The organism is Candidatus Nitrotoga sp. M5 (assembly GCF_927904885.1).
Taxonomy (GTDB): domain Bacteria; phylum Pseudomonadota; class Gammaproteobacteria; order Burkholderiales; family Gallionellaceae; genus Nitrotoga.
On sequence record NZ_CAKMNW010000023.1, the window covers coordinates 106,754 to 129,039 of the forward strand.

Consider the following 22,286-nt stretch of genomic DNA (forward strand, 5'->3'; position numbering starts at 1 on the left):
TACGACATGACCCACCCCTCTCTATTCTTTAAATACAATTAAATATATTAATCAATATGCTTGGTTGTATTGCCTGCCTGCCTGGCATGATATGTGCTTACTATTGGCCGGATACGGCACAATAGTACAGTCAGTTTAAAGGTTAACTACGACATAGCCTTTGGAGGCTCTACTAACTTCCTCACATTGTTCATTAAATTATTCTAATGGACAGTCTGGTATTAACATCTATCTTTGGCGAAGAATATATATCGTACAAAAAATCTGTTCGAAGATGGATATTGAATGGCATAACGAAACGAGCATGACTGTGAGTAGAGTTAGCTACTGAGCTCCAATATTTCTTACTTAGAGTTGTGGTGTTTTGACGATGGAGAATCATATGGTTGATAACGCGGTGTGGGTGGGGACATTGGTTGGTTATAGATAAGCTATTGTGATTATTGTCGTCATCGCCCGCTTGGCGTGTCTGTCAAAGTACCGGCTTCCCAGGTTGGATGCGGGTCTTGATACTTATTCCGATGGCGAACCGGGTTTACCTGTATTTCATTGAGTTTGCAGATTGGCCAGCGGACAAAACAGGAGTACGAAATGAGTAACCTTCAACAAAACCAGAATAGTCATGAAAATCATGATGAGCACGCTGTAAAGGACCCAGTCTGCGGAATGATGGTCGATCCCCATACGGCAGAGTATCGCGGCCAGCACGCTGGTAAGACATGGTATTTTTGTTCCGCGAGATGCCTGACTAAGTTTGATGAAGAACCAGAAAAATACCTCAGCAAAGAACAAAAGCTTACAGAGTCGGTCGCTCCGGGTGCCATATACACATGCCCGATGCACCCAGAAATCCGTCAGCTAGGGCCTGGTGACTGTCCGATTTGCGGCATGGGATTGGAGCCGGAGCAAGTGAGTCTCGATGATGGGCAGTCCGAAGAACTTACGGATATGAATCGTCGATTCTGGGTTGGTCTGCTCCTCGTACTCCCGGTGTTTGTACTTGAAATGGGTAGTCACCTTACGGACCTTGGTCACATTGTATCGCCGCAAACCTCAAACTGGATTCAGTTGGTGTTGGCAACGCCTGTAGTAGTCTGGAGTGGCTGGCCATTTTTTGTTCGAGGTTGGAAATCAGTTCTTAGCGGCAACCTGAATATGTTCACGTTGATTGCTATGGGTACTGGCGTGGCGTTTATTTATAGTCTTGTCGCAACATTAGCTCCGCAGATTTTCCCCGATGCTTTCCGCCAAGCGGATGGTGCGGTTGCCGTTTATTTCGAGGCCGCTGCCGTCATTGTGGTGCTGGTGTTGCTTGGCCAGGTATTGGAGCTTCGTGCCCGTGAAAAAACCTCAGGTGCGATAAAAGCACTACTGGACCTGGCTCCGGCGACTGCAAGAAAACTGGACGACGAGGGGGGCGAACTGGACGTCTCTCTAGATCAGGTCAAGGTCGGAGACCGTCTGCGTGTCCGTCCGGGAGACAAAGTGCCACTGGATGGTGAGGTGCTCGAAGGCCGGTCGAATGTTGACGAGTCTATGGTGACTGGTGAGCCCTTGGCCGTGGGTAAGAATGCAGGCGACCAGGTTATTGGTGGCAGCATCAACCAGCAGGGTAGCTTTATTATGCGAGCCGACAAAGTCGGTAGCGACACAATGCTGTCGCAGATTGTGCAGATGGTAGCAAATGCGCAGCGCAGCCGTGCGCCGATTCAAGCTTTGGTAGACAAAGTGGCCGGCTGGTTCGTACCTGCGGTCATCTTTGTCGCCGTAGTTTCTTTTGTTGTTTGGTCAGTTTACGGACCAACACCGCCGATGGCGTTTGCTCTTATCGCAGCGGTGAGCGTGTTGATTATTGCGTGCCCTTGCGCACTGGGATTGGCAACGCCGATGTCAATCATGGTTGGCGTCGGCCGAGGCGCTCAGAATGGGGTGCTGATCCGGGATGCGGAAGCTCTCGAACGCATGGAGAAAATCGATACGATAGTGGTTGATAAAACCGGCACAATGACTGAAGGCAAGCCTCAGGTGACGAAGCTGATTCCGTTAAACGGCTTCAACGAGACAGAGCTAATGCGGTATGCCGGCGGTCTGGAAAAAGGCAGTGAGCATCCGTTGGCGCATGCCATTCTTGATAAGGCGAAAGGTATGCAATTGGCCTTGCCTGAAGCAGAAGATTTCGACTCTCCGAATGGCAAAGGGGTTACCGGCACGATCGACGGAAAGAAAATTCTGCTTGGTAATCAATTGTTGATGAAATTAGAAAATGTAGATATATCCGCTTTTGAGGAAGAGGCTGACCAGCTTCGTACGGATGGTGCAACGGTAATATTCGCTGCGGCGGAGGGGCAGGTTTGTGGCTTGATAGCCATTGCTGATCCGATTAAAGAAACGACCAAAAGTGCGATTTCAGCGTTGCAAAAAGCAGGTATCCACGTTGTGATGCTGACCGGTGATAACCGGACCTCTGCCGAGGCCGTTGCCCGAAAACTTCATATCGATGAAGTAGAAGCAGAAGTGTTGCCAGCGGACAAAGGTAAGTTTATCCAGCGGCTGAAAGATGAAGGGCGTGTTGTGTTAATGGCTGGAGACGGTGTGAACGATGCGCCAGCCCTAGCCACGGCTGACGTAGGTGTGGCTATGGGCACGGGAACAGATGTGGCCATTGAAAGCGCAGGTATTACCTTGCTGCGGGGTGACTTGATGGGCATCGTGGAGGCGCGTCGACTATCGATAGCAACCATGCGTAACATTAGGCAAAATCTATTTTTTGCCTTTATCTATAACGCTGCCGGCGTACCGATTGCAGCTGGTGTGCTCTACCCATTTACCGGGGTTCTCCTATCGCCGATTTTTGCTGCTGCGGCGATGTCACTGTCATCGGTCAGCGTCGTTATTAATGCGCTCCGTCTGAGAGTGGTTAAATTGGATAAAGATAGCTAAAGGGCGCGTCTCAAAAGCCAATTTTGTGAACAACGGTGTATTGTGACGAAGATTGGTTTTTTAGAGCTGCCATCGAGAAGTTAAAGACACTGGTTTGAACTGATGCCGCCAATACTGGATGCGAGTTAAACAAGTTTCGGCGGGACGGCAGATAAATTCTATTTGTTGTGTGATACTTAATCTAAATCGACCTAAATAAAAGGGAACTTTAAATGTCTTATATTGATGGGTTTGTAGCGGCTGTTCCGACAGCAAATAAAGAAAAATATATTGAACATGCGAGGCTGTCTGCAGTCGTATTTAAAGACCATGGCGCGCTTAAGATTACTGAAGCGTGGGGAGACGATGTCCCAGACGGAAAAGTAACATCATTTCCAATGGCGGTGAATTGTAGCAAAGAAGAAACAGTGGTGTTTTCATGCGTTGTATGGCCATCTAAAGAAGTTCGCGATGCTGGGTGGCAAGCGATTATGGAAGATCCGAGAATGCAACCCGACCAAAACCCAATGCCTTTTGATGGTAAACGTTTAATATATGGTGGCTTCGACACAATTCTTGAAGCATAGATTTTGGTAGTTTCTTTAGGCGTAAGATCGTTCAGCTTTTTAAAAGGAGAAAAAAATGAAATATACAGCTTTTCTTGCCGCAGCTATCTTCGCGCTTCTTTCTATCTCGGGGTGCGCTACAACTGACGCACTGCAACCAGGTACAGGTGGCTCCACGTTTGAGGTTCGCGGCAAAACTTATGACGAAGTATGGCAGGCTGTATTAAGATCAGCAGGCCGCAGCTTTACTATCGTTGAAAACAATAAAGAGAGCGGCACCTTAAAAGCTGAAAGAGGTGTCGGATTAACTACAATGGGTGAGGTTGTTGGTGTTTTTGTTAGTCCAGCGAGTAACGGTGCTCCAGTGTATGCAATTGAAGTGCAAAGTTTGAAACGTTCGAAGCTTGAACTCACAGGGCAAGATTGGACATCAACAATCATTACGGGAATCAAAGCTGAACTCGACCAATGACATCTATATCACGTAAATGACCCAAGCAAAAATGCCATTCTAACTTGTCACAAAGCGCAGACGGTTTGCACGAGTGAAGGGACGGCTACATTGTGCGATGTAGCCAACCGCCCTGTACATCATCTTCTGCCGCAGAAGGGTTAGTTATGAATTTATCTACAGCTGCTTATATTGTTGTTGCGCTGATATCATTGTCAGCGCTCGCTGGAGAACCTGGCTTCACAAAAGGTGCGGCTGAAGTTATTGACCCAGGTCTTTTCGACTGTGGTTCGAAAGGTCGTGTCAGCGCGGTTGGTGACATTCAGTCTGAAGACGGAGTCAACTGGATTGTGCCCGCCGAGACTCAGTTTAAGACAGCCCCCAAAGCGGCTGACCTCTATAATGAATGTGCAGGCGTCACGCCGAAAAACCTGTCTGCAGTGGATATTTCGAAAGTGCCTGTGCTTGATGCTGGTGGGAGTGAGGAGTTTGTTGCGTATATTTTTGGCGACAACTACTTTGAGTTTCATGTGAACGGAAAATTGTTGGCAGTAGATGCTGTCCCGTTTACGCCCTTTAACGCTAGCATCGTTCGATTTAAGGCGAATCGACCCGTAACAATCGCCATGAAGCTGGTCGACTGGGAAGAAAACCTGGGGCTCGGCTCGGAAAATGGTCGAGGTTATACTTTTCAACCCGGTGACGGTGGACTGGTGATGCATATCCAGGATGCTGCCGGTAAGACGGTTGCGCTGACAGATCAAAGTTGGCGTGCGCAGACCTTTTATATCGGCCCTGTCAAAGACCGTTCTTGTCTCAAGTTGAACGGAAATGTACGTGATAGTATTGAATGCGATGTTTCTGGATCAAACGACGGGATGTCTTATTCTGGTGCGCATTGGCAAATGCCTGGTGATTGGACCGCATCAGATTTCGATGACACTAACTGGCCTTTTGCCTCAACCTACAGCAATGAAACCGTGGGCGTTGACAATAAACCTGCTTACACAAACTTCACTGAAGTTTTCGATACTTCGGGTGCTGATGCTCAGTTTATCTGGTCATCAAACTTGATTCTAGATAATCTCGTTCTTGTTCGAAAAACCATCAAGTAACTGGTTTTTTTGTCATTTGCAGCTGATGCAAGGCGTTAGGGACCCAAGAAAAGAATAAAAAATATGGACCTAATAAAAACCCTGGGCCTTTTCGTTATAACAGCGCTAGCTGAAATTATCGGCTGCTACCTACCTTATCTCTGGCTCAAGCAGGATCGATCAGTATGGTTATTGATTCCTGCTGCAATCAGTTTGGCTGCTTTTGTTTGGTTGCTTACGCTGCATCCCCAAGCTGCTGGTCGTGTATATGCGGCTTATGGTGGAGTATATGTGAGTGTGGCACTGCTTTGGTTGTGGGCAGTTGATTCAATTCGGCCCACGGTAACTGATTGGGTTGGTGTAGGAGTCGTCTTGATTGGCTTGGTCATTATCATGTTTGGGCACCGCCATGCCTAACCAGACGTTCGTTCGCAGAAAATGGGGCTCCATCACGCACTAACAAAGTACTGGGGTTCAGCTTACCGAAAAAAGTATTACTCGCGGTTGAGATGCGCCACACCCAGCCAGCATTAGCTGTTGCACTTTGCGATTTGAAGCTGCCAGAATATAAACTACGATAGACTAAAACCAGGTGCCAAGAAATTTAACTATGCCAATAGCTAATTGCCTAATCACACAAGAATGTTCACAGGGTTCAGGAAACCTCATTGAGCTCTGGGCTAATGAATCAGGCATATCATCTAAGCACATGACTATCAATATAGTTAGTAGTAGCGAGCAGCTAGGAAACAAATATAAAATAATGGCTAATTTGTCGCTTCCATCAATGTGGTCAACTTCTGATATCTCATCACTTCAGATTGGTTTAGCCAAAGCGCTATCGCAGTATTTTGCGTTTGCCATTAACGAAGTTCACGTTATTACAAACATTGTAACGTCAGGTATGGTTGTAGAGTCAGGGCAAGAAATAAAATGGTAGCCAAAAATCGCATAATAAGGTGTTCGATTGAGATTTTGGCAAGCTGCCCGCGTGGGCACAACCTGCCCACCCTACTAGACTGACTGGATTGGTCTAGGAGTCGTTTTGATCGGCATGGTTATTATCATGTTTGGGCACCGACATGCCAAATCAGATGTTCGATTGGGTGCGAAAAACTGGAGTCAAATTCAAGTAATTTCTAAAATTAAATCGCGGCAGGTACCGTCTTTAAAGTCAAGCATGAGCTGTAAGAGCAGCTGTTGGGACAATGCAAAGGCAGAGCGTTTCTTCCTGAAACTCAAAATTGATCGCATTTGGCAGCGCCAATGAGCCAACCAATTGGAGGCTAGATCAGATATGACCGCATACATTTTTTTCTGCAAGACTGAGAATGCTTTACGATTAAATATCAAATAATCTAGGAGCCTTTATGAAAATCAAACCGGCAGCCATGCATTCAAATCTTACGCCGTCAGATACTAATCGCCGCAGGTTTATGCAGATGGCCGGAGCAGGATTATTTGTCACAGGATTTGGCACCATGCTACCGCTTCCAGCGTGGGCGAAAACCGCTGCGCTCGGGCTGCGTGAGACAGAAATCAAAACTCGTTATGATCTGAATATTGGCTATTCACCCATCGTTATTGATGGGCGTAAAACCACTGCCACAGGTATTAACGGCACAATGCCGGGGCCATTGATTCGGTTGCGCGAGGGTGACATGGTCAATCTGAATGTCACGAATGGGTTGGATACTGATAGCTCGATTCATTGGCATGGAATTATTTTACCGCCCAATATGGACGGCGTGCCGGGGCTTAGCTTCAGAGGCATCGCACCCGGTGACACTTACCATTATAAATATCGCTTAGAGCAAGCCGGAACTTACTGGTATCACAGCCATTCAGGGTTCCAGGAACAAACGGGCACTTATGGCCCACTGATTATTGATCCTAAAACGCCGGAACCATTTGCTTATGATCGTGAGCATGTGGTGGTGCTGTCGGACTGGTCGTTTACGAGTCCGGAAACCATTTTCCGCAATATTAATCTCGCGGGTGGTTATTATAATTATCAGAAACGAACCGTGTTTGATTATGCGGATGACATTGCTGATAAAGGCTTTGATGAAGCGACTAAGAACTGGATGGCATGGGGCAGAATGCGAATGTCACCAGTAGATTTACTGGATGTTACCGGTTCCACTTACACGTATCTGGTGAACGGGAATTCGCCGGACATGAACTGGACGGGGCTTTTTAAGCCCGGTGAGACCGTACGCTTGCGTTTTATCAACAGTGCCGCGATGACTAATTTTGATGTGCGGATTCCAGGCCTGGATATGACCGTGGTAATGGTCGATGGCAAAAGAGTAAAGCCGGTGTCATTCCATGAATTCCGCATCGGTGTCGCGGAAACTTACGATGTGCTGGTGACTCCTCGCGCTGATAAAGCCTTTACCATCTTTGCCGAATCCTTGAATCGTGGTGGCCATGCACGCGGTACGCTTGCGCCAGAAGCTGGCATGAGTGCCGAGATACCGATACGGCGGAAACGTCCGGTCAGGACACTCGAAGCAATTGGTATGGGCGGTATGGATGCGACTTTCTTGGGGGGCGGCATGGATCACGCCAAAATGGGCGGCATGTCAGGAATGAAAGAGCACGATAAAAAAATGCAGGATCATAGCCAAATGAAAATGGGTGATCCACAAGTACCGGGTCCAAAAGGCCCCACTCCCTTTAAGCCAGACAAAAACAACACCAACGTAGCGATGGTTATTATGAGCCCACGAGATCGGTTGGCCGAGCCGGGTATTGGACTCGGTGATGATGGCTGGAAAGTACTCACCTATAAAGATCTCAAATCAAACGAGCCACAACCATACAAAGATGCCGTCGATCGCGAGATGACCATCAATATCACCGCCAATATGGAACGTTATATGTTCTCATTCGATGGTAAAAAATTTACCGAGCATGATGGACCATATATGTTTAAGCATAATGAGCGTTTACGTCTGTGGCTGGTTAATCACACCATGATGGAACACCCAATTCACTTGCATGGTATGTGGATGCAACTGGAAAATGGCGGAAACAATGATGAAATCCCATATAAGCACACCATTTTAGTGAAACCGGGAGAAAAGTTATCGCTGAAAATCACTCCTATAGAAAAAGGCGATTGGGCGTTTCATTGCCACCTTATATATCACATGGAAGGCGGTATGTTTCAGGTCGTGCGGGTCGCTTAGGGAAAATATTATGAAGCACTATCTCGTATGTTTAACACTGCTGACCGTACTACCTTTTGCTGCTAATGCACAACAACAGATGGATCATTCCGATATGGATACCATGCCGATGGAATCAGGCTCGTCTGACGGTGATGTGACCTTTGACAAGGAAATCAGCACATATAAACGTGGGCCAGATGGCCAGCCTGCCTTAAATTATGGTTCTATCCCAATATATGATAATGAATTATTTTATATTTTACGTGCCAATCGCTTTGAGAAGCGTTTTCAGGATGGAGACGAGATGGTGCTATGGGATACTACTGGATGGATAGGTGATGACTATAACAAGCTCTATCTCAAATCAGAAGGTGACCATAATACGAGCGCTGGAAAATTTGAATCTAATCGTGGCGAGCTATTATATAGCCGCAATATCTCCTCGTTTTGGGATGTACAGGCTGGGCTACGTCATGATTTCATTAATAATAAAGATGATCGAAATTTTGCAGCTGTTAGCTTATATGGTTTGGCGCGTTATTGGTTTGAAGTGGATGCCAGCACCTATGTTAGTGATCGAGGGGATATTTCTGCGCGAATAGAAGCCGAATTTGATTTATTGCTAACCCAGCGGCTTATCCTCCAGCCTCGCTTTGAAACCGAGTTGGCGTTGCAAGATGTACGGGAATATAACATTGGCTCTGGTATAAACTCCGTCGAAGTCGGGGCGCGGCTTCGTTATGAAATCCGCCGTGAATTTGCTCCGTATATTGGTGTTGAATGGTCACAAAACCTTGGTGAAACCAAGAATATGCTGAAAGCTGCCGGCGAAGACACTAGTAAAGCCGCGATTGTTGTCGGTTTGAAGTTGTGGTTTTAGGGGTAATAAATGATTGTTATTTTTCAGCACAGTATGTTTGGTTATACGAGTCCGTTATGCACTTTTTTTTTGGCCCCTTTCGTCACACAAAGCCGCCAGCTTGGCCGCCGCGAGCGCGACGCTTGAAGTGCTCGCGCCTGATCCATAAGGGCAACAGTTGGGCCCAAGCAGTGGCATAACATTTCTTCCTGCACCTCAAGACGGATCGCATTTGTCAGCGCCTATGTGCCAATCAAATGGAGGGTTAAACAAATTTCACCGCATACATCGTGGGATTCCATAACTGTAATCGCATGCAATCAGTATTGGCAATCTGTCGTCCTCAGTCTTTGATTTGTACAGGGAAAAAATAAATTAGCTGACAAAAAAGTATTGGTGTCAATAAGGAGCCTGCTGTTAAACAGATGCCAGCGCTTGCTGTAAATCCTCCTTTAAATCATCGATGTGTTCAATGCCGATGGACAAACGTACCATGTCTTCTGAGACGCCTGCTTTCTTGAGTTCTTCCGGAGAGAGTTGGCGGTGAGTGGTGCTGGCAGGATGGCAAGCCAAAGATTTTGCATCACCAATATTGACCAATCGCGTTATCAGTTTCAACGCATCCTGGAAGCGTGCACCAGCAGCAGCACCGCCTTCTATTCCAAAGGTCAGAATGCCTGATGCACGGCCCGTCATGTATTTCTGTATCAACGGATAATCGGAATGCGCTGGCAAAGCTGCGTAGTTAATCCAGCTCACTTTGGGATGTTGCTTTAGGAATTGCGCGACTGCCAGCGCATTTTCGCAGATACGATCCATGCGTAAGGCTAATGTTTCAATGCCTTGCAAGATAAGAAAACTGTTAAACGGTGAAATAGCACCACCGGTATTGCGTAATGGTACGACTCGTGCGCGCCCGATATAGGCAGCAGGGCCAAGTGCTTCAGTGTAAACCACGCCGTGGTAGGAAACATCTGGCTCATTCAAACGACGAAAGCGTTCTTTGTGCTCTGTCCAAGGAAATTTGCCAGAATCCACTATCGCGCCACCTATGGAATTACCATGTCCACCCAAGTACTTGGTCAGCGAATGCACAACGATGTCTGCACCGTGTTCAATCGGTCGGCACAAGTAAGGGGTGGGTACGGTATTGTCTACGATCAATGGAATTCCCGCGTCATGCGCAATTTTTGCGAGTGCAGCTATATCAACCACATTGCCTAATGGATTGCCGATAGATTCACAAAAAATCGCCTTGGTTTTTTCATCTATCAAAGGCTTGAAGCTTTGTGGGTCACGATAATCGGCAAAGCGTACTTGAATGCCAAATTGTGGCAGGGTGTGAGCAAATAAATTGTATGTGCCGCCGTATAGTGTGCCAACAGAAACAATATTGTCACCCGCTTCGGCTATGGTCATCACTGAATAGGTAATAGCAGTCGCGCCGGATGATAGTGCTAATGCGCCAATTCCCCCCTCTAGTTCGGCAATGCGCTTTTCCAGCACATCGGTTGTGGGATTCATGATGCGCGTATAAATGTTGCCAGCCACTTTTAAGTCAAATAAATCTGCACCGTGCTGAGTATCGTCAAATGCATATGAAACTGTCTGGTAAATCGGAACAGCAACGGCGTTAGTGGTCGGATCAGGTGTGTAGCCACCATGCACTGCAATCGTTTCGAGTTTCATTGTGTATCCTGTTTTTTAAGTAATGTGGGCGATTCTCGATCGTGTCTGTAATGTTGTCAATCTTGCGCGTTGTTGTTTGTGGTGTTTAAACCATTTCGACTCGTCCATCACAAATTTTTTAAGAGATTCATGTGAAAATCGATAAGGTCGAGCATTAATTGCACTCGGTTAATGTCTCGCTGAGAAAAAAGGAAGTTCATCGCCATTGAGTGATGACGACAAACCTCCGTTCTGATTGCTCATAAAGTAGTAACGGGCCAAGGAGCTTGATTGACATTAATCAAGCTCCTTGGCCCGTTACCTTCCGTTACGTTGTGTACAAACTTATGGATTGGTGTATCAGTTATTTCACCATACAAAACCCGTCTGTCATTTCTATTTTCGTGGTTAAAAGGATTCGGAGGCAGGCCTTACTAATTACATCCGTCGAGTAATTTGTGTAAGGTCTAAAGCACTACGAGACCAGGCTTGATTGTTGGATTGTGAGCGGTCATCAGTAAGGCCTCCGGCTTTGCCGGAGGCCTTCTTATTACATGCCCAAATCATCAGCTTTCATTTTCAAAGCATCAGCTTTCTTTTGCAAATCATCAGCTTTCTTGTGCAAATCATCAGCTTTCATGTGTGAATCATCTTTCATGTGTGAATCATCAGCTTTCTTTTGCAAATGATCAATACAAGCCTGGATTTTGACTTTATCGCCTGCATATTTCTTTTTGCAATCTGAAGGCGAATTGGGAGTGCTAGCTGCATATGACGGCAAAGCGACAAAAGCTGCCAATGTAACAACTAGCATGTTCATGAAAATTTTCATAAATTAATTTCCTTTAATAGATTGGCTCCTTTAGTGAGCACATTTAAAAAGCCTCTGCCCCCCCGGGCGTCGTCTAATTAGTCCTGCAAACCATCAATACACGCCTCGATTTTGGCCTCATCACCCGCATAAGTTTCTTGGCATTCTTCCACCGTCTCAGGGGCATTTGCATAGGCCGGCAAACTGACAGCAGCTACAAAAACAAGCGCCAACAGATTCATGAAGTTTTTCATTGCTTGGTTTCCTTAAAAACGTTAATTAATAACTGACATTGTGTCAGTGCTTGCTAAGTAAGCAATATTGATGCCATACTTTATTATCAATATAAAACAATAAGTTATAAAAAAATGAATCACGACAAGTTGATATTAAAAATAATCATGTCGTTTATAAGTGACATTTTCTTAGGGTTGCTCGTAACATGCTGAATACAAGTTAAATTGTCAGTCTCTGAAAGGAGACAATTTAACTGCTTATTCAAATAAAATAAGTAACCAATGAAAACCAAAAACGGTAATCCAATATCTTGTGTTTGCAGTTAAATGCAACGCTCAATCGGAACAAGGCCATTTCTTGCTTAGGTTGTTGTTTTAGATATGCTGACGGTCTTTCACTTAGTGCTATCCTGATCAGACTCAGGCTTGATTTAATTTTCTAGTTTACACAAGCGGCCTGTCGGACTTAAAAAATCGGCTGCAAATTTAGTTGAGCGGAGCATATCCCGCCACTTCTTGGGTAATAGAATAGCTATTACCTTGCAAAATTGTTAAGTGGAGTAAGCAGGTATTTCACCGTAAGTTGAAAGCTCGCACAATCTACCCGCGCTCAGCTCAACTTTTGCTACGATTCTTTAAGTCCAGCAGGCTGCTTGATAGATAGAAATAATATATACCTGACAAGCGTATGTAGTCGGGGGACCACTCGCTACGCTCTCAGTTTGTCATTAATGCGTGGCGTTCAGCGACTTAAAGAATGAACGCTAAAATAGTGCTGCAGCAAAGAAGTTAGAGCATTGGATGTAGAAGCTTAATGGGAGTGCACTGGCCATAGTTCCACTTGTTGAGGTGGATACGCACCTGGGGCATAACGTCAGCGTAGAGACAGAAAAGAAGAGGAGATACCACATGGACCAAAAAAAATTGGAAGAACACGGATTGGGCGCTTCGAATTTCATCAAAAATTACGTTGAAAAGCACAAGAAGGAATTGGAAAAACTGAGAGAGAACGCGAATGCGCTGAAGTTTGAAGGGCAGTGGTTCATCATTGGCGATGCCGAATACTTGCAGAAGCGACTGCAGTATGCGACGACTTCATTCGAAGAAGCGGACGTTTCTCCGCGCATCATTTTGTATGCGGCTGGAGAGCAGGATATCCAAAAGGCGATGGGCTTGTGTCGCGAGCTTGGAATGGCGATTGCCGTGCGTACGGGAGGGCACCAATACTGCGGATACTCATCGACCTTGCCGATTAACATGCAGATCGATGTGAGTCAGACCTTTCCGCTGTATGACTATGACGCGGCGAACAACGTGCTGCGCTGCGGCGTCAGCCACCCTTTGGGGAGCTGGGCCGAGAAGAATCACGAAAACGGAATCTACTTGCCGATGGGGATGTGCGCGCATGTGCACCTCGGTGGTCATGTGCACACTGGAGGATGGGGAATGGTGGCGCGAAGCCATGGAATCTTGGCAGATCATGTGCTGGCGTTCGATATCATACTTGCGAGTGGTGAAAAAGAGCGGATCGTTCGGCCCGAACCTGGGAAAACGACGGAGCACAATGACGACGTGTACTACGCTGTTTTAGGGGGAGGGAAAGGAGGCGATTTCGGGATTGTGACGCATTGGGAATTCAGTCCTGTACGCGATAAAAATCACCCTAACTCCGCGTGCTACACATTTTTGTGGCTTTGGTCGGAGGAGAAGATGAAAGCCGTAGTGCGCAAGATGGAGCAATTGTCCAAACTGTGCGCAGACAGTACGGTGCCATCCGACTACGAGTTTATGCTGACCATCACGGGTTACGGGTGGATAAACTGGGTGTCCGACTCGACTATAAGTGAATTAAACAAACTGGGCTTCAGCGACGACCTTTCGATTCCGGCGCCGCCTATGATCCAGCTGTGGATGTGTTTCACGAACAAGGGGGGGGTGGACGAGAAATTCGACGACCAGTGGTTTGAATCTTTCACTGCAGAAGATGTCTGCGGGAGCCCGCTGGTGGCCAATCGACTGAAGAATACCCCTGTCTCCGCAGGGCTCGCGCAACATTTCATTATGAAACAGGATCGGGAGATGGAATATCCGTTCGTCAAGCGTTCTCGAGTCACGATGAACGTACCGGAGGGGCTTGCCGAGACTTATACCGAGCGCATGGTAAAGATCATGTCCATGCCCAAGGGGCTTTGTCAGCACCTCGTCTCGCAAATGCAGATCTACGCGGGTGGTGCCGTGGCGGAAAACGGGAAAGCAGGCGTCACGTCCTATTCGTGGCGCCAACAAGCATTTGCCATGAGTCATGATTCATTCTATTCGGTCAACTGGTTCTGCGGCAACGAACGCCAGGATGCGGAGCAGTGGCAAAAAGAAAACGATGCGGTATTCATCGGGAAAAAAGCTTTTGCTGACGCGGATATGCGGATGTTTGCATACACCTTTGGTGATCGGGTGTTAGAGGAAGTGTGGCCCTGCTTCTATGACAGTAAGGAAAAATACGAACGATTGAGAAGAATCAAAGGGAAACTGGATCCGAATGGCCTCTTTTCTTCCGATCAATTTTCTTTGCAGCCATTGTAGAGATTGGATCATCACAGGGTAACCCTGCTGATAAGCTTGTGAGAATCAGGCGAAAAGGCAATGAGAGTTTGCCCAACCAGGCATGCAAGCGGACGGGCTTCGCCAGTCGCTTAAGTAGGAGTTAAAACGCTCGTGGACCTCAATAAACATGCGCTTCACCTTGGCGGAATCCTCGCGAACTTCCAATCTCTCGAGTTCATTCTCCGTGCATATCTACACAAGGTTTCGGGCTCCATCTCAAACACACTTCCAGCTGGAACCAACATCTATGAATTTCCCATAGGAACTGAGCTACCCCTGAACGCCATAACCAACTACGACACTCTCGGAGAACTTATTGACAGGTTTAATCAAGCGATGCAAATGCAGGATAAGCCCGAAATTGATCGTTCGCTTGTCGATCTTCGCGATGCTTTGGCACATGGCCGAGTTTCAGCTTCTGGAGTCGAAGAAACTCTTCGAATCGTTAAGTTCAGTAAGCCTAAGCTGAATCCAAAGCTGCGGGACAATGATCAAAACCGGATGTGAATCATGCAATGGGTGAAGAAATAGATGGTAATGGATAACGGTGGGATGTTGGGCTATGAGCATAAAGTATGACTAAATGGGACTGGGCCATTCTGGCAACCTTTATTCTGTATGCGCTCTATGCCGGATTTCGTGAACGGAAACGGGCCTCTCAAAATCTAGATGAGTATTTCTTAGCCGGGCGGAGTCTCTCGGGGTGGAAGGCGGGGTTGAGTATGGCAGCCTCGCAATTCGCCGCTGACACCCCTCTTCTCGTGACCGGTCTGGTCGCGACCGCTGGAATCTTTGCTTTATGGCGTTTGTGGATTTATGCCTTGGCTTTTCTCCTCATGGGGTTTTTGTTGGCGCCGAGTTGGCGGCGAGTGGGTGTGCTGACCGATGCGGAATTAACAGAGGTGCGCTATGGTCATCATGCCGCCGCAGCATTGCGGGGAATAAAAGCCATCTATTTTGGCACGATTATCAATTGTACCGTCTTGGCTATGGTCCTTCTGGCTGCGACACGTCTCGCCGAGCCGTTCCTTCTTTGGAATCAATGGCTACCTCCAGCCTTCTTTGAATTCTGCGTCCACATTGTGCAATGGGTTGGTGTACCTTTTGCGGTTGGGAGTATGGAATCCGACACGATTTGGATCCGTTCCACCAATAATTTATTTTCAATTGGTACCATCGTGTTGGTGACCATGTTGTATTCCACCACCGGTGGATTGCGCAGCGTGGTCAACACGGATCTGGTGCAATTTGCCATTGGTATTGTGGCGAGTATCGGATTTGCTTGGGTGGTGGTCGATTATGTAGGCGGGCTGACGGCACTCACTCACCGAATCCAAGAGCAGTTCACCACGGCTGCAGGCTATCCCCTGTCAGGGGATGAGCTCTTGGCCTTTACGCCGTTTGGGGCCAAAGATGCAACGATGATGATCATCTTGGTCTACGGTTTCCAATGGTTGTTGCAGATGAATGCTGATGGCACTGGATACCTGGCTCAGCGATCCATGGCTTGTAAAACCGATCACGATGCTCGTCTGGCGGCTGTGGTTTTTACGGTGGCACAAGTCCTGTTACGAAGTTTGATTTGGTTGCCGTTGGCTTTAGGATTATTGGTGATTTTTCCCCCAGCTCCTGGCTCCATCGATATGGCGGCGCGGGAGTTTACCTTTATCCAAGGAATCGATGAACTTTTGCCACCTGGCTTGAAAGGACTCATGCTGGTTGGCATGTTAGCCGCCTTGGCCTCGACGGTGGATACGCATTTGAATTGGGGCGCATCCTATTGGACAAATGATGTGTATCGCCGATTTATTTGTCAGTCCTGGTTAAAACGGTCACCCTCTAATCGTGCATTAGTATGGGTGGCGCGTGGAAGCAATGTGCTTATTTTAGTCATTGCCCTTTGTATTCTTCCATGGTTGTCCTCAATTCAAATGGCGTGGCAGTTGAGTCTGTTATTGGGATCGGGGATGGGTGTGTTGCTGGTATTACGGTGGATCTGGTGGCGTATCACAGCCTGGGGTGAATTAGCCTGCATCATGACCTCGATCATAATGGCGCCGCTCTTGTTGTGGGGGTTGCCGGAGCAAGAGGAATTGCGGGTGCTCATCATGGGGATTGGTTCGGGGATGATTGGCATAGGGGTCTCGTTATTGACTGGCCCCGAAGATAATGACCGCTTAGAAAATTTTTATCGACGTGCCCAACCCCCAGGGTTCTGGGGGCCAATAGAACAACGCGTCAATCCTGATCACCCAGAAAGTTCTACACGATTTTGGCGAGCAATTTTGGCAATGGGGTTTGCAGCCTTGTCGATATTTTGTTTCCTGACGGGCATCGGTTCATGGATGGTTGGAAGTCCTGCGCCAAGCTGGATGCCGTGGCGGGAAGCTTGGATTGCCGGGCTTCTGGTGATGGGGACGATATTATGTCCCTTGTGGATAAAACTTGGCTTTCAACAACCCAAACTTGCCAGCAGCCTAGTTAAAAGATGACGAAGGGTTTAACAACCATATCCACAGTCGCAATAGTAAACGCAGGTCGTGCAAATGCGCATGCCTTCGCGTCTACGAACATCAGAAACCATGTGCGTTAATTTCGTATACACGGCTTGACGAGGAAGGGCAGACGAGATCTGTTCGCTACTCTGTCCTTTTATTCTCATAAACTGCTTAACTGCGATTGGGCATCCTGATCCGCAGACTTGTCACGCTCGATTTTAACTCTGTCGGAAAATTTTACACATTGATAAGCTCTGTGCCGAGCAATGACTGTAAATAATTGATATTAAATGTTTATATTTAATGGTGTGAAAATTGCTTGTATATCCATACACACATCTATGGAGAAATGTTTGCCCTTGCCCTTGCGTTTATGTAGTGATGCAAAAATCTGATCTACCTATTTGTTTTATATAACTTTCATATACGAGGAGATCATCATGAAAAAGTTACGTTTTATTAGCGCTTTATGCGCTGTTGCGTTTAGCATTATCTCAATATCAGCTCATGCATCGCTGACTATCCGTGCGGGCGGTTTTGTCTATGACGACGTGCTTGATATTACATGGATGCAACCTGGTGGTTTCGTCGCCCCCAACGTTACTGGTCCCTTCAGAACGGCTAATGATGCCTTTGGGACGATAGAGTGGGCCGAGAACCTCAGTATAGCCGACCCTTTGCGCAATAAGACCTGGGACGACTGGCGTCTACCAAGCATTTCACGTTCCGCCTCTGATGGTGTAGGCAATTTGGGAGGGCAAAGGGCTTTTACTTTCATAGATTGTAGTACCGCGACGGAGGCCGCTTGTCGCGATAACGAAATGGGTTACATGTTTCACCAAAATGGCATTTCAGTGTCAAGCCCTGGTCCTTTTACTGGCTTACAGTCCGGGCGGATATGGTCCAGCACCGAAGGGACTCCAACTATCAAAGTGTGGTCTTTCGATTATGGAACCGGGCTCGTGAGTAACTCAGATCAAAACCGTCCAGGTATGGGATGGGCAGTTCGAGATGGGGACGTTGGCGAGGCTCCGCCTGGTGCCCAGTCGTGCGCTCGCATATTGAATCCGACAAATTTGGAAATCGCATCTCCCGGTGGCAGTGGCTTCACGGTGTCGGTGACGATACCGTCAGGTTGCAACGTCACCGGAAACGGCTTTTTCGCCACGAGCAACGATTCGCGGATCCAGCTCACCGGTGGATCTGGACCTTTCCCGCCCGATGGCGCGGTACAGTACTTTGGTTCAACCGTGACCTACAGCGTTGACCCCAACTTGGGTCCAAATTTGGTAACCGGCACGATTACAATCGCCGGGCAAATCTTCACCGTTACCCAGCTTGGTGTTCCGGTGCTTGGTCCCCCGTCGTGCGCCCGCAAGTTAAATCCGACAAGTGCGAACATTCCTGCTGCTGGTGGTAGCGGCTTTTCGGTGTCAGTGACGGAACCGTCAGGTTGTTTCTTCCCCGCAGTCGGCTTTTTAGCCAAGAGCAACGATTCGTGGATTCACCTCACTGGCGGATCAGGCTCTCCCCAGCCCGACGGTTCGGTACAGTATTTTGGTTCAAACGCAAGTGTGATCTACACCGTTGACCCTAACCCAGGTCAGAAATTGGATATCGGAACGATTACTATCGACGGACAAACTTTTAAAGTGAACCAGGCTGGAACAGCGCCACTGCCGAACAGCGCATCAGCGCTGGAGATTCCGGGGCCAGGCAGCTTCAACAGCGGTGTCGGTCAAATCTCAGGGTGGTCTTGCGCGGGTCCCGTTACTGTTTCCATCGACGGAAAGCCTCCCGTGGAGACCAGCTACGGCTCTGCGCGCGGCGATACCGCTGGCGTGTGCGGCGGCAAGGTGGATAACGGTTTCATCCTGCTCACTAACTACAATCTACTCGGCGCTGGCGCGCACACTGCTCAGATATTGGTCAACGGTGTGCCGGCGGGCAACGCGGTGCAGTTCAACGTAACGGTGCCTGCGGGAGAGTTTTTGGTCGGCGCCTCTGGCGGTTGTACAGCGGTGAATTTCCCGAATACAGGTTTGGCTACGGCGCTGAAATGGCAGCAAGGCACGCAAAATTTCGCAATCACTTCTAACGTCAACCTGCCTCAGATCACGCCACTGCCGGACAGCACTTCTGCGCTGGAGATTCCGGGGCCTGACAGCTTCAACAGTGGTGTCGGCCAAATCTCAGGGTGGTCTTGCGCGGGACCCGTTACTGTTTCCATCGACGGAAAGCCTCCCGTGGCGACCAGCTACGGCTCTTCGCGTGGGGATACCGCTGGCGTGTGCAGCGGAAAGGTGGATAACGGTTTCATCCTGCTCACGAACTACAATCTACTCGGCCCTGGAGCGCACACTGCTCAGATTTTGGTCAACGGTGCACCACGGGGCGCCCCGACTTCGTTCGCGGTGTCTGTGCCCGGTGGGGTCGAATTTCTGACTGGCGCGTCTGGTGGATGTACGGTATCGAACTTCCCGAGCGTGGGTAGAAGTACGGTGCTGAATTGGCAGCAATCGATACAGAACTTCTCGATTCAGTCCGTAAGCCCGTAAATATAGGCATGGGGTGTTCCGCTATCAGCGGGGCATCCCGACTTGGCTACCATTAAGGTCGGACTTGATTTTATCTTAATTATTGGGCGTCTCTAAAAATTCAATTTTCTAGCAGCCTGTCGGACTTGAAGAATCTAAACGATAATTTTTTTCGAATAACGCTGGATTGTGACAAAACGGGGTAAGCCGCAAAGCGGCTGTTCGCAAAATTGAATTTTTATAGGCGCCCTATTCTTGCCACTTTTTCAGTTGCGTGTGGTGGAAGCAGTGATGTTGTTCAAGCAGGCCAATGTCGTGACACGCGCAGGTCAGGTGGTATTGATTTCAGAGTGCGTTCGAAAGGTTATTCGGACGCATGGGTTGTCTTCACTCGTGACTTCGTCCCCCTATGTAATTCACGGATCAATTGACGGGATCTAAACAGTGGCAAACTATGAACGGGGAAATGATCACACGGGACAACTAGGTGCTTTGGAGGTGGGATGCTGAAGAAGGGTCCGTATCCGGAAAAGCCAAGCTTGTCGACAATCATGCCGCCGAAATGCCCGACTCAGTACCCGTCGATAATGGTCAGCATTATGAAGGTAAAAAATTGAGTTAGACGGGCAGCATGTTGCTGAAGTGCGGCTGTGCTTGCTGTGATGACAGGTTATTTGATCAGAGTCACTGGAACTTCGACCAGGTGTATGACTTTGGTGGCGACTGAGCCGATTATCATGGAGGCTACCGAACCTAAGCCATGGGTTCCCATGATGATTTCGTTGCATTGTTTTTCGGACACATGCTGCGCAATTTCATTGGCGGGTGAGCCGACGCGTGCATCTACCTGGTAAGGCACTCCCGCCGTGTCGAGAATCTGCTTGGCGGATAGCAAAATGCGGTTGGCCTCTTCAACTTGCAAATTATGTTCGATTTCTTGAACAGACGAGTCGGCGTACACATCCAGCAGGATGGGATCCTGTACATATAGCAGTTCAAGTAGTACATCGGACAAATCGTTCGCCACAGATGCTGCATACTGCACCGCCCGTAATGCAGTGTCTGAACCGTCACAGGGGATCAATATTTTTCGCATATCGGTTTTCTTTCAAAAGTGTTGATCGGCGGTACTCGATGCTGCATTTTAATTAAAACGTATTGCCGTATGATATACGCCAATATTACCAGTGCTCCCGTATGTTTATTTGATCAGATTAAATTGATCCAAACTCCTGTCCGTCTCGGGTAACTCAACTTTAGATATTCTGCTGACATCTTTGCGTCACCGAAACGATGGCACTATTCAGGTCGAAGATAAGCTGCTACGAAGTTACTAAATCAGTTGCTATACGACAATCTCAAAATAGTATCCACCGATTGAGTATGAGTCCTGAGATAAAGGTGGCAGAGTAATCGGGCCAAGGCCGAAAATCACTAAAAATATATTTATATAAAATAATCAGTTAAGTTTAGTGGCTTAAGAGGGGTTTATTCAAATTGTGAAATGAATGCAAGATTCAAATTTTATATGAAAGCGTTGATGAGCTTATCGGATGCACTATTACCTGTGTTAATCAGTCCGTCAAATGAAAATGAACGAGCAAAGGTCCAGCGAATATCATTAGACCATGCAAGCGAAGCCACAAAATACAAAACCGGACATTTCTATTTGGCGTTGACAAAAGTGAATGTGCCTCATATTGTTTTGTGAGTGCTATGTCGCTTCGCCTTTCTTTTATTCCACCAGATAAAACAGCCGGTAACAAATAGCATAAGTGGCGACAAACCGACGATCACCTGTAATACACGAGTAAACGTGCCACCTATGGTGCCGATATGTATCGGGTACAGTGTGCTATAAACTCGCGTGCCTAGAGGAGCCGACATAGCATTTTCCACCTGTAACACCTTTCCCGAATATTGATCAAAATAGACGAAATTTCTACCATTTGGATGAAATTCTTCGTCCCATTTTTTTCGTATCACCAAGGGTGCCTCTGGTTTCCGAGGAAGGTTAATCACCGTGGTGGTGGCGGGTATTAAAGCGTCAGCTTGGTGTAAAATTATATCAAGTGAAGGTCTCGACATTTGCGCTTGACGAATGTCTGACAGCGGCGGGGCATTTCGTGGTGGGCTTAGCGTGATTGCATTGATCAAGTTGATAGCCGTTTGATTAAAAACTAAAGACGCGCCTGTCACAGCAATCAGCAGAATGAAAACAATGGTGTATATACCCGAAGTACGATGTATATCAAAATTCTTTCTGTTCCAATTTGCGGTCCATTGGATTTTAAACCCCGGTGAAAACTTGCCTTTTCGGGGCCACCATAAAATAAGGCCCGTTATGCTCATTCCAATCAGTAGCAGTGCACTTGTTCCAAGGATAATTTCGCCAAGATCGCCACTTAAAAGCTCAGTGTGCAATAGCGATATCCATCCGGTCAATGTGTCTGCCTGTCGATGATCTCCCAGGATCATACCGTTATAAGGATCAACATAAACAAACAAATCATGCGCACCGTTCATTTTAATTAAATAGGTTTGCTCTGGAGTTCGCGGCGTACGAATGAAAAACGGTTTGTCTGCTGGATAGGCGTGCTGCACTGTCTCCAACACCTTCTGTACAGAGACACGCTCGTCACGCGGTACTGATGTCATCAATTCTGGATATACCAGCGTCTCAATTTCTCCACGGAATACCAACACGCTACCAGTCAACCCGCTTAAAACCAGCAGCAACCCAATAGCCAAACCAGTATACAAATGTAGTTTTGAAGCAATTTTTCTTGCAGTCACAGCATATCTCCGGCAGATTTTTTCGCTTTAGAAGTGCCGCCTGCAGCAGAAGCACTTTTCATTAAATGGAG

The 22,286-nt window shown here is 47.5% G+C and carries 18 protein-coding genes; 13 read left to right on the top strand and 5 right to left on the bottom strand.

All coding sequences use genetic code 11. The annotated features are described in order from the left end of the window. Positions 1 to 591: 591 nt before the first annotated feature. The 8 genes from MJ770_RS06975 (at position 592) to MJ770_RS07010 (ending at position 9,089) form a co-directional block, all read left to right on the top strand. Complete coding sequence (locus MJ770_RS06975; protein ID WP_239250888.1) at positions 592 to 2,940, top strand: heavy metal translocating P-type ATPase; 2,349 nt, start codon at positions 592 to 594, stop codon at positions 2,938 to 2,940. 212 nt (positions 2,941 to 3,152) lie between these two features. Beyond that, positions 3,153 to 3,506, top strand: coding sequence for a DUF1428 domain-containing protein (locus MJ770_RS06980; RefSeq protein ID WP_239250889.1), 354 nt, complete (start codon positions 3,153 to 3,155; stop codon positions 3,504 to 3,506). Positions 3,507 to 3,561: 55 nt separating this feature from the next. Then, a complete protein-coding gene (locus MJ770_RS06985; RefSeq protein ID WP_239250890.1) occupies positions 3,562 to 3,957 on the top strand; it encodes a hypothetical protein in 396 nt (131 codons plus the stop codon). A 146-nt stretch (positions 3,958 to 4,103) separates the two neighbouring features. Further along, positions 4,104 to 5,051 carry a hypothetical protein gene (locus MJ770_RS06990; protein WP_239250891.1) on the top strand — a complete coding sequence of 316 codons (948 nt, stop codon included), beginning with the start codon at positions 4,104 to 4,106 and terminating at the stop codon, positions 5,049 to 5,051. A 63-nt stretch (positions 5,052 to 5,114) separates the two neighbouring features. Beyond that, positions 5,115 to 5,447 carry a YnfA family protein gene (locus tag MJ770_RS06995; protein WP_239250892.1) on the top strand — a complete coding sequence of 111 codons (333 nt, stop codon included), beginning with the start codon at positions 5,115 to 5,117 and terminating at the stop codon, positions 5,445 to 5,447. Between the two features lie 292 nt (positions 5,448 to 5,739). Then, positions 5,740 to 5,970, top strand: a complete 231-nt coding sequence (locus MJ770_RS07000) for a hypothetical protein (protein WP_239250893.1) — start codon at positions 5,740 to 5,742, stop codon at positions 5,968 to 5,970. A gap of 430 nt (positions 5,971 to 6,400) precedes the next feature. Further along, entirely contained in the window at positions 6,401 to 8,227 is a 1,827-nt protein-coding gene (locus MJ770_RS07005) for a copper resistance system multicopper oxidase (protein WP_239250894.1), read from the top strand. A 10-nt stretch (positions 8,228 to 8,237) separates the two neighbouring features. Continuing rightward, positions 8,238 to 9,089 carry a copper resistance protein B gene (locus MJ770_RS07010; RefSeq protein WP_239250895.1) on the top strand — a complete coding sequence of 284 codons (852 nt, stop codon included), beginning with the start codon at positions 8,238 to 8,240 and terminating at the stop codon, positions 9,087 to 9,089. A gap of 396 nt (positions 9,090 to 9,485) precedes the next feature. On the opposite strand, the gene MJ770_RS07015 is transcribed toward MJ770_RS07010, so the two are convergent. The 3 genes from MJ770_RS07015 to MJ770_RS07025 all read right to left on the bottom strand — a co-directional run bounded on the left by MJ770_RS07015 (position 9,486) and on the right by MJ770_RS07025 (position 11,801). Beyond that, positions 9,486 to 10,757 carry an O-acetylhomoserine aminocarboxypropyltransferase/cysteine synthase family protein gene (locus MJ770_RS07015; protein ID WP_239250896.1) on the bottom strand — a complete coding sequence of 424 codons (1,272 nt, stop codon included), beginning with the start codon at positions 10,755 to 10,757 and terminating at the stop codon, positions 9,486 to 9,488. Positions 10,758 to 11,286: 529 nt separating this feature from the next. Then, complete coding sequence (locus MJ770_RS07020) at positions 11,287 to 11,568, bottom strand: hypothetical protein (protein ID WP_239250897.1); 282 nt, start codon at positions 11,566 to 11,568, stop codon at positions 11,287 to 11,289. Between the two features lie 77 nt (positions 11,569 to 11,645). After that, on the bottom strand, positions 11,646 to 11,801 hold the full coding sequence (locus MJ770_RS07025) for a hypothetical protein (RefSeq protein ID WP_239250898.1): 156 nt from the start codon (positions 11,799 to 11,801) through the stop codon (positions 11,646 to 11,648). 891 nt (positions 11,802 to 12,692) lie between these two features. Here MJ770_RS07025 and MJ770_RS07030 point away from each other — a divergent pair. From MJ770_RS07030 to MJ770_RS07050, 5 genes are all read left to right on the top strand, one after another. Continuing rightward, on the top strand, positions 12,693 to 14,363 hold the full coding sequence (locus MJ770_RS07030; RefSeq protein WP_239250899.1) for an FAD-dependent oxidoreductase: 1,671 nt from the start codon (positions 12,693 to 12,695) through the stop codon (positions 14,361 to 14,363). Positions 14,364 to 14,495: 132 nt separating this feature from the next. Further along, positions 14,496 to 14,891, top strand: a complete 396-nt coding sequence (locus MJ770_RS07035) for a hypothetical protein (RefSeq protein ID WP_239250900.1) — start codon at positions 14,496 to 14,498, stop codon at positions 14,889 to 14,891. A 68-nt stretch (positions 14,892 to 14,959) separates the two neighbouring features. Next, positions 14,960 to 16,876 carry a sodium:solute symporter family protein gene (locus MJ770_RS07040; protein WP_239250901.1) on the top strand — a complete coding sequence of 639 codons (1,917 nt, stop codon included), beginning with the start codon at positions 14,960 to 14,962 and terminating at the stop codon, positions 16,874 to 16,876. Between the two features lie 446 nt (positions 16,877 to 17,322). Beyond that, entirely contained in the window at positions 17,323 to 19,440 is a 2,118-nt protein-coding gene (locus MJ770_RS07045; RefSeq protein WP_239250902.1) for a hypothetical protein, read from the top strand. A 234-nt stretch (positions 19,441 to 19,674) separates the two neighbouring features. Next, positions 19,675 to 19,860 (top strand): hypothetical protein, encoded by a 186-nt coding sequence (locus MJ770_RS07050; RefSeq protein ID WP_239250903.1) that lies wholly within the window; start codon positions 19,675 to 19,677, stop codon positions 19,858 to 19,860. 229 nt (positions 19,861 to 20,089) lie between these two features. On the opposite strand, the gene MJ770_RS07055 is transcribed toward MJ770_RS07050, so the two are convergent. Both MJ770_RS07055 and MJ770_RS07060 read right to left on the bottom strand, forming a co-directional pair. After that, complete coding sequence (locus tag MJ770_RS07055) at positions 20,090 to 20,515, bottom strand: universal stress protein (protein WP_239250904.1); 426 nt, start codon at positions 20,513 to 20,515, stop codon at positions 20,090 to 20,092. Positions 20,516 to 21,114: 599 nt separating this feature from the next. Next, positions 21,115 to 22,215 carry a PepSY-associated TM helix domain-containing protein gene (locus MJ770_RS07060; RefSeq protein WP_239250905.1) on the bottom strand — a complete coding sequence of 367 codons (1,101 nt, stop codon included), beginning with the start codon at positions 22,213 to 22,215 and terminating at the stop codon, positions 21,115 to 21,117. Positions 22,216 to 22,286 lie beyond the last annotated feature (71 nt).

Bases quoted from the DNA above. Each gene is read 5' to 3' on its own strand.
- MJ770_RS07040 (WP_239250901.1), top strand. From the start codon at position 14,960: ATGACTAAATGGGACTGGGCCATTCTGGCAACCTTTATTCTGTATGCG.
- MJ770_RS07055 (WP_239250904.1), bottom strand. From the start codon at position 20,515: ATGCGAAAAATATTGATCCCCTGTGACGGTTCAGACACTGCATTACGG.
- MJ770_RS07030 (WP_239250899.1), top strand. From the start codon at position 12,693: ATGGACCAAAAAAAATTGGAAGAACACGGATTGGGCGCTTCGAATTTC.
- MJ770_RS07020 (WP_239250897.1), bottom strand. From the start codon at position 11,568: ATGAAAATTTTCATGAACATGCTAGTTGTTACATTGGCAGCTTTTGTC.
- MJ770_RS07015 (WP_239250896.1), bottom strand. From the start codon at position 10,757: ATGAAACTCGAAACGATTGCAGTGCATGGTGGCTACACACCTGATCCG.
- MJ770_RS06990 (WP_239250891.1), top strand. From the start codon at position 4,104: ATGAATTTATCTACAGCTGCTTATATTGTTGTTGCGCTGATATCATTG.
- MJ770_RS07005 (WP_239250894.1), top strand. From the start codon at position 6,401: ATGAAAATCAAACCGGCAGCCATGCATTCAAATCTTACGCCGTCAGAT.
- MJ770_RS06980 (WP_239250889.1), top strand. From the start codon at position 3,153: ATGTCTTATATTGATGGGTTTGTAGCGGCTGTTCCGACAGCAAATAAA.
- MJ770_RS06985 (WP_239250890.1), top strand. From the start codon at position 3,562: ATGAAATATACAGCTTTTCTTGCCGCAGCTATCTTCGCGCTTCTTTCT.
- MJ770_RS07010 (WP_239250895.1), top strand. From the start codon at position 8,238: ATGAAGCACTATCTCGTATGTTTAACACTGCTGACCGTACTACCTTTT.
- MJ770_RS07045 (WP_239250902.1), top strand. From the start codon at position 17,323: ATGAAAAAGTTACGTTTTATTAGCGCTTTATGCGCTGTTGCGTTTAGC.
- MJ770_RS06995 (WP_239250892.1), top strand. From the start codon at position 5,115: ATGGACCTAATAAAAACCCTGGGCCTTTTCGTTATAACAGCGCTAGCT.
- MJ770_RS07025 (WP_239250898.1), bottom strand. From the start codon at position 11,801: ATGAAAAACTTCATGAATCTGTTGGCGCTTGTTTTTGTAGCTGCTGTC.
- MJ770_RS07000 (WP_239250893.1), top strand. From the start codon at position 5,740: ATGACTATCAATATAGTTAGTAGTAGCGAGCAGCTAGGAAACAAATAT.
- MJ770_RS06975 (WP_239250888.1), top strand. From the start codon at position 592: ATGAGTAACCTTCAACAAAACCAGAATAGTCATGAAAATCATGATGAG.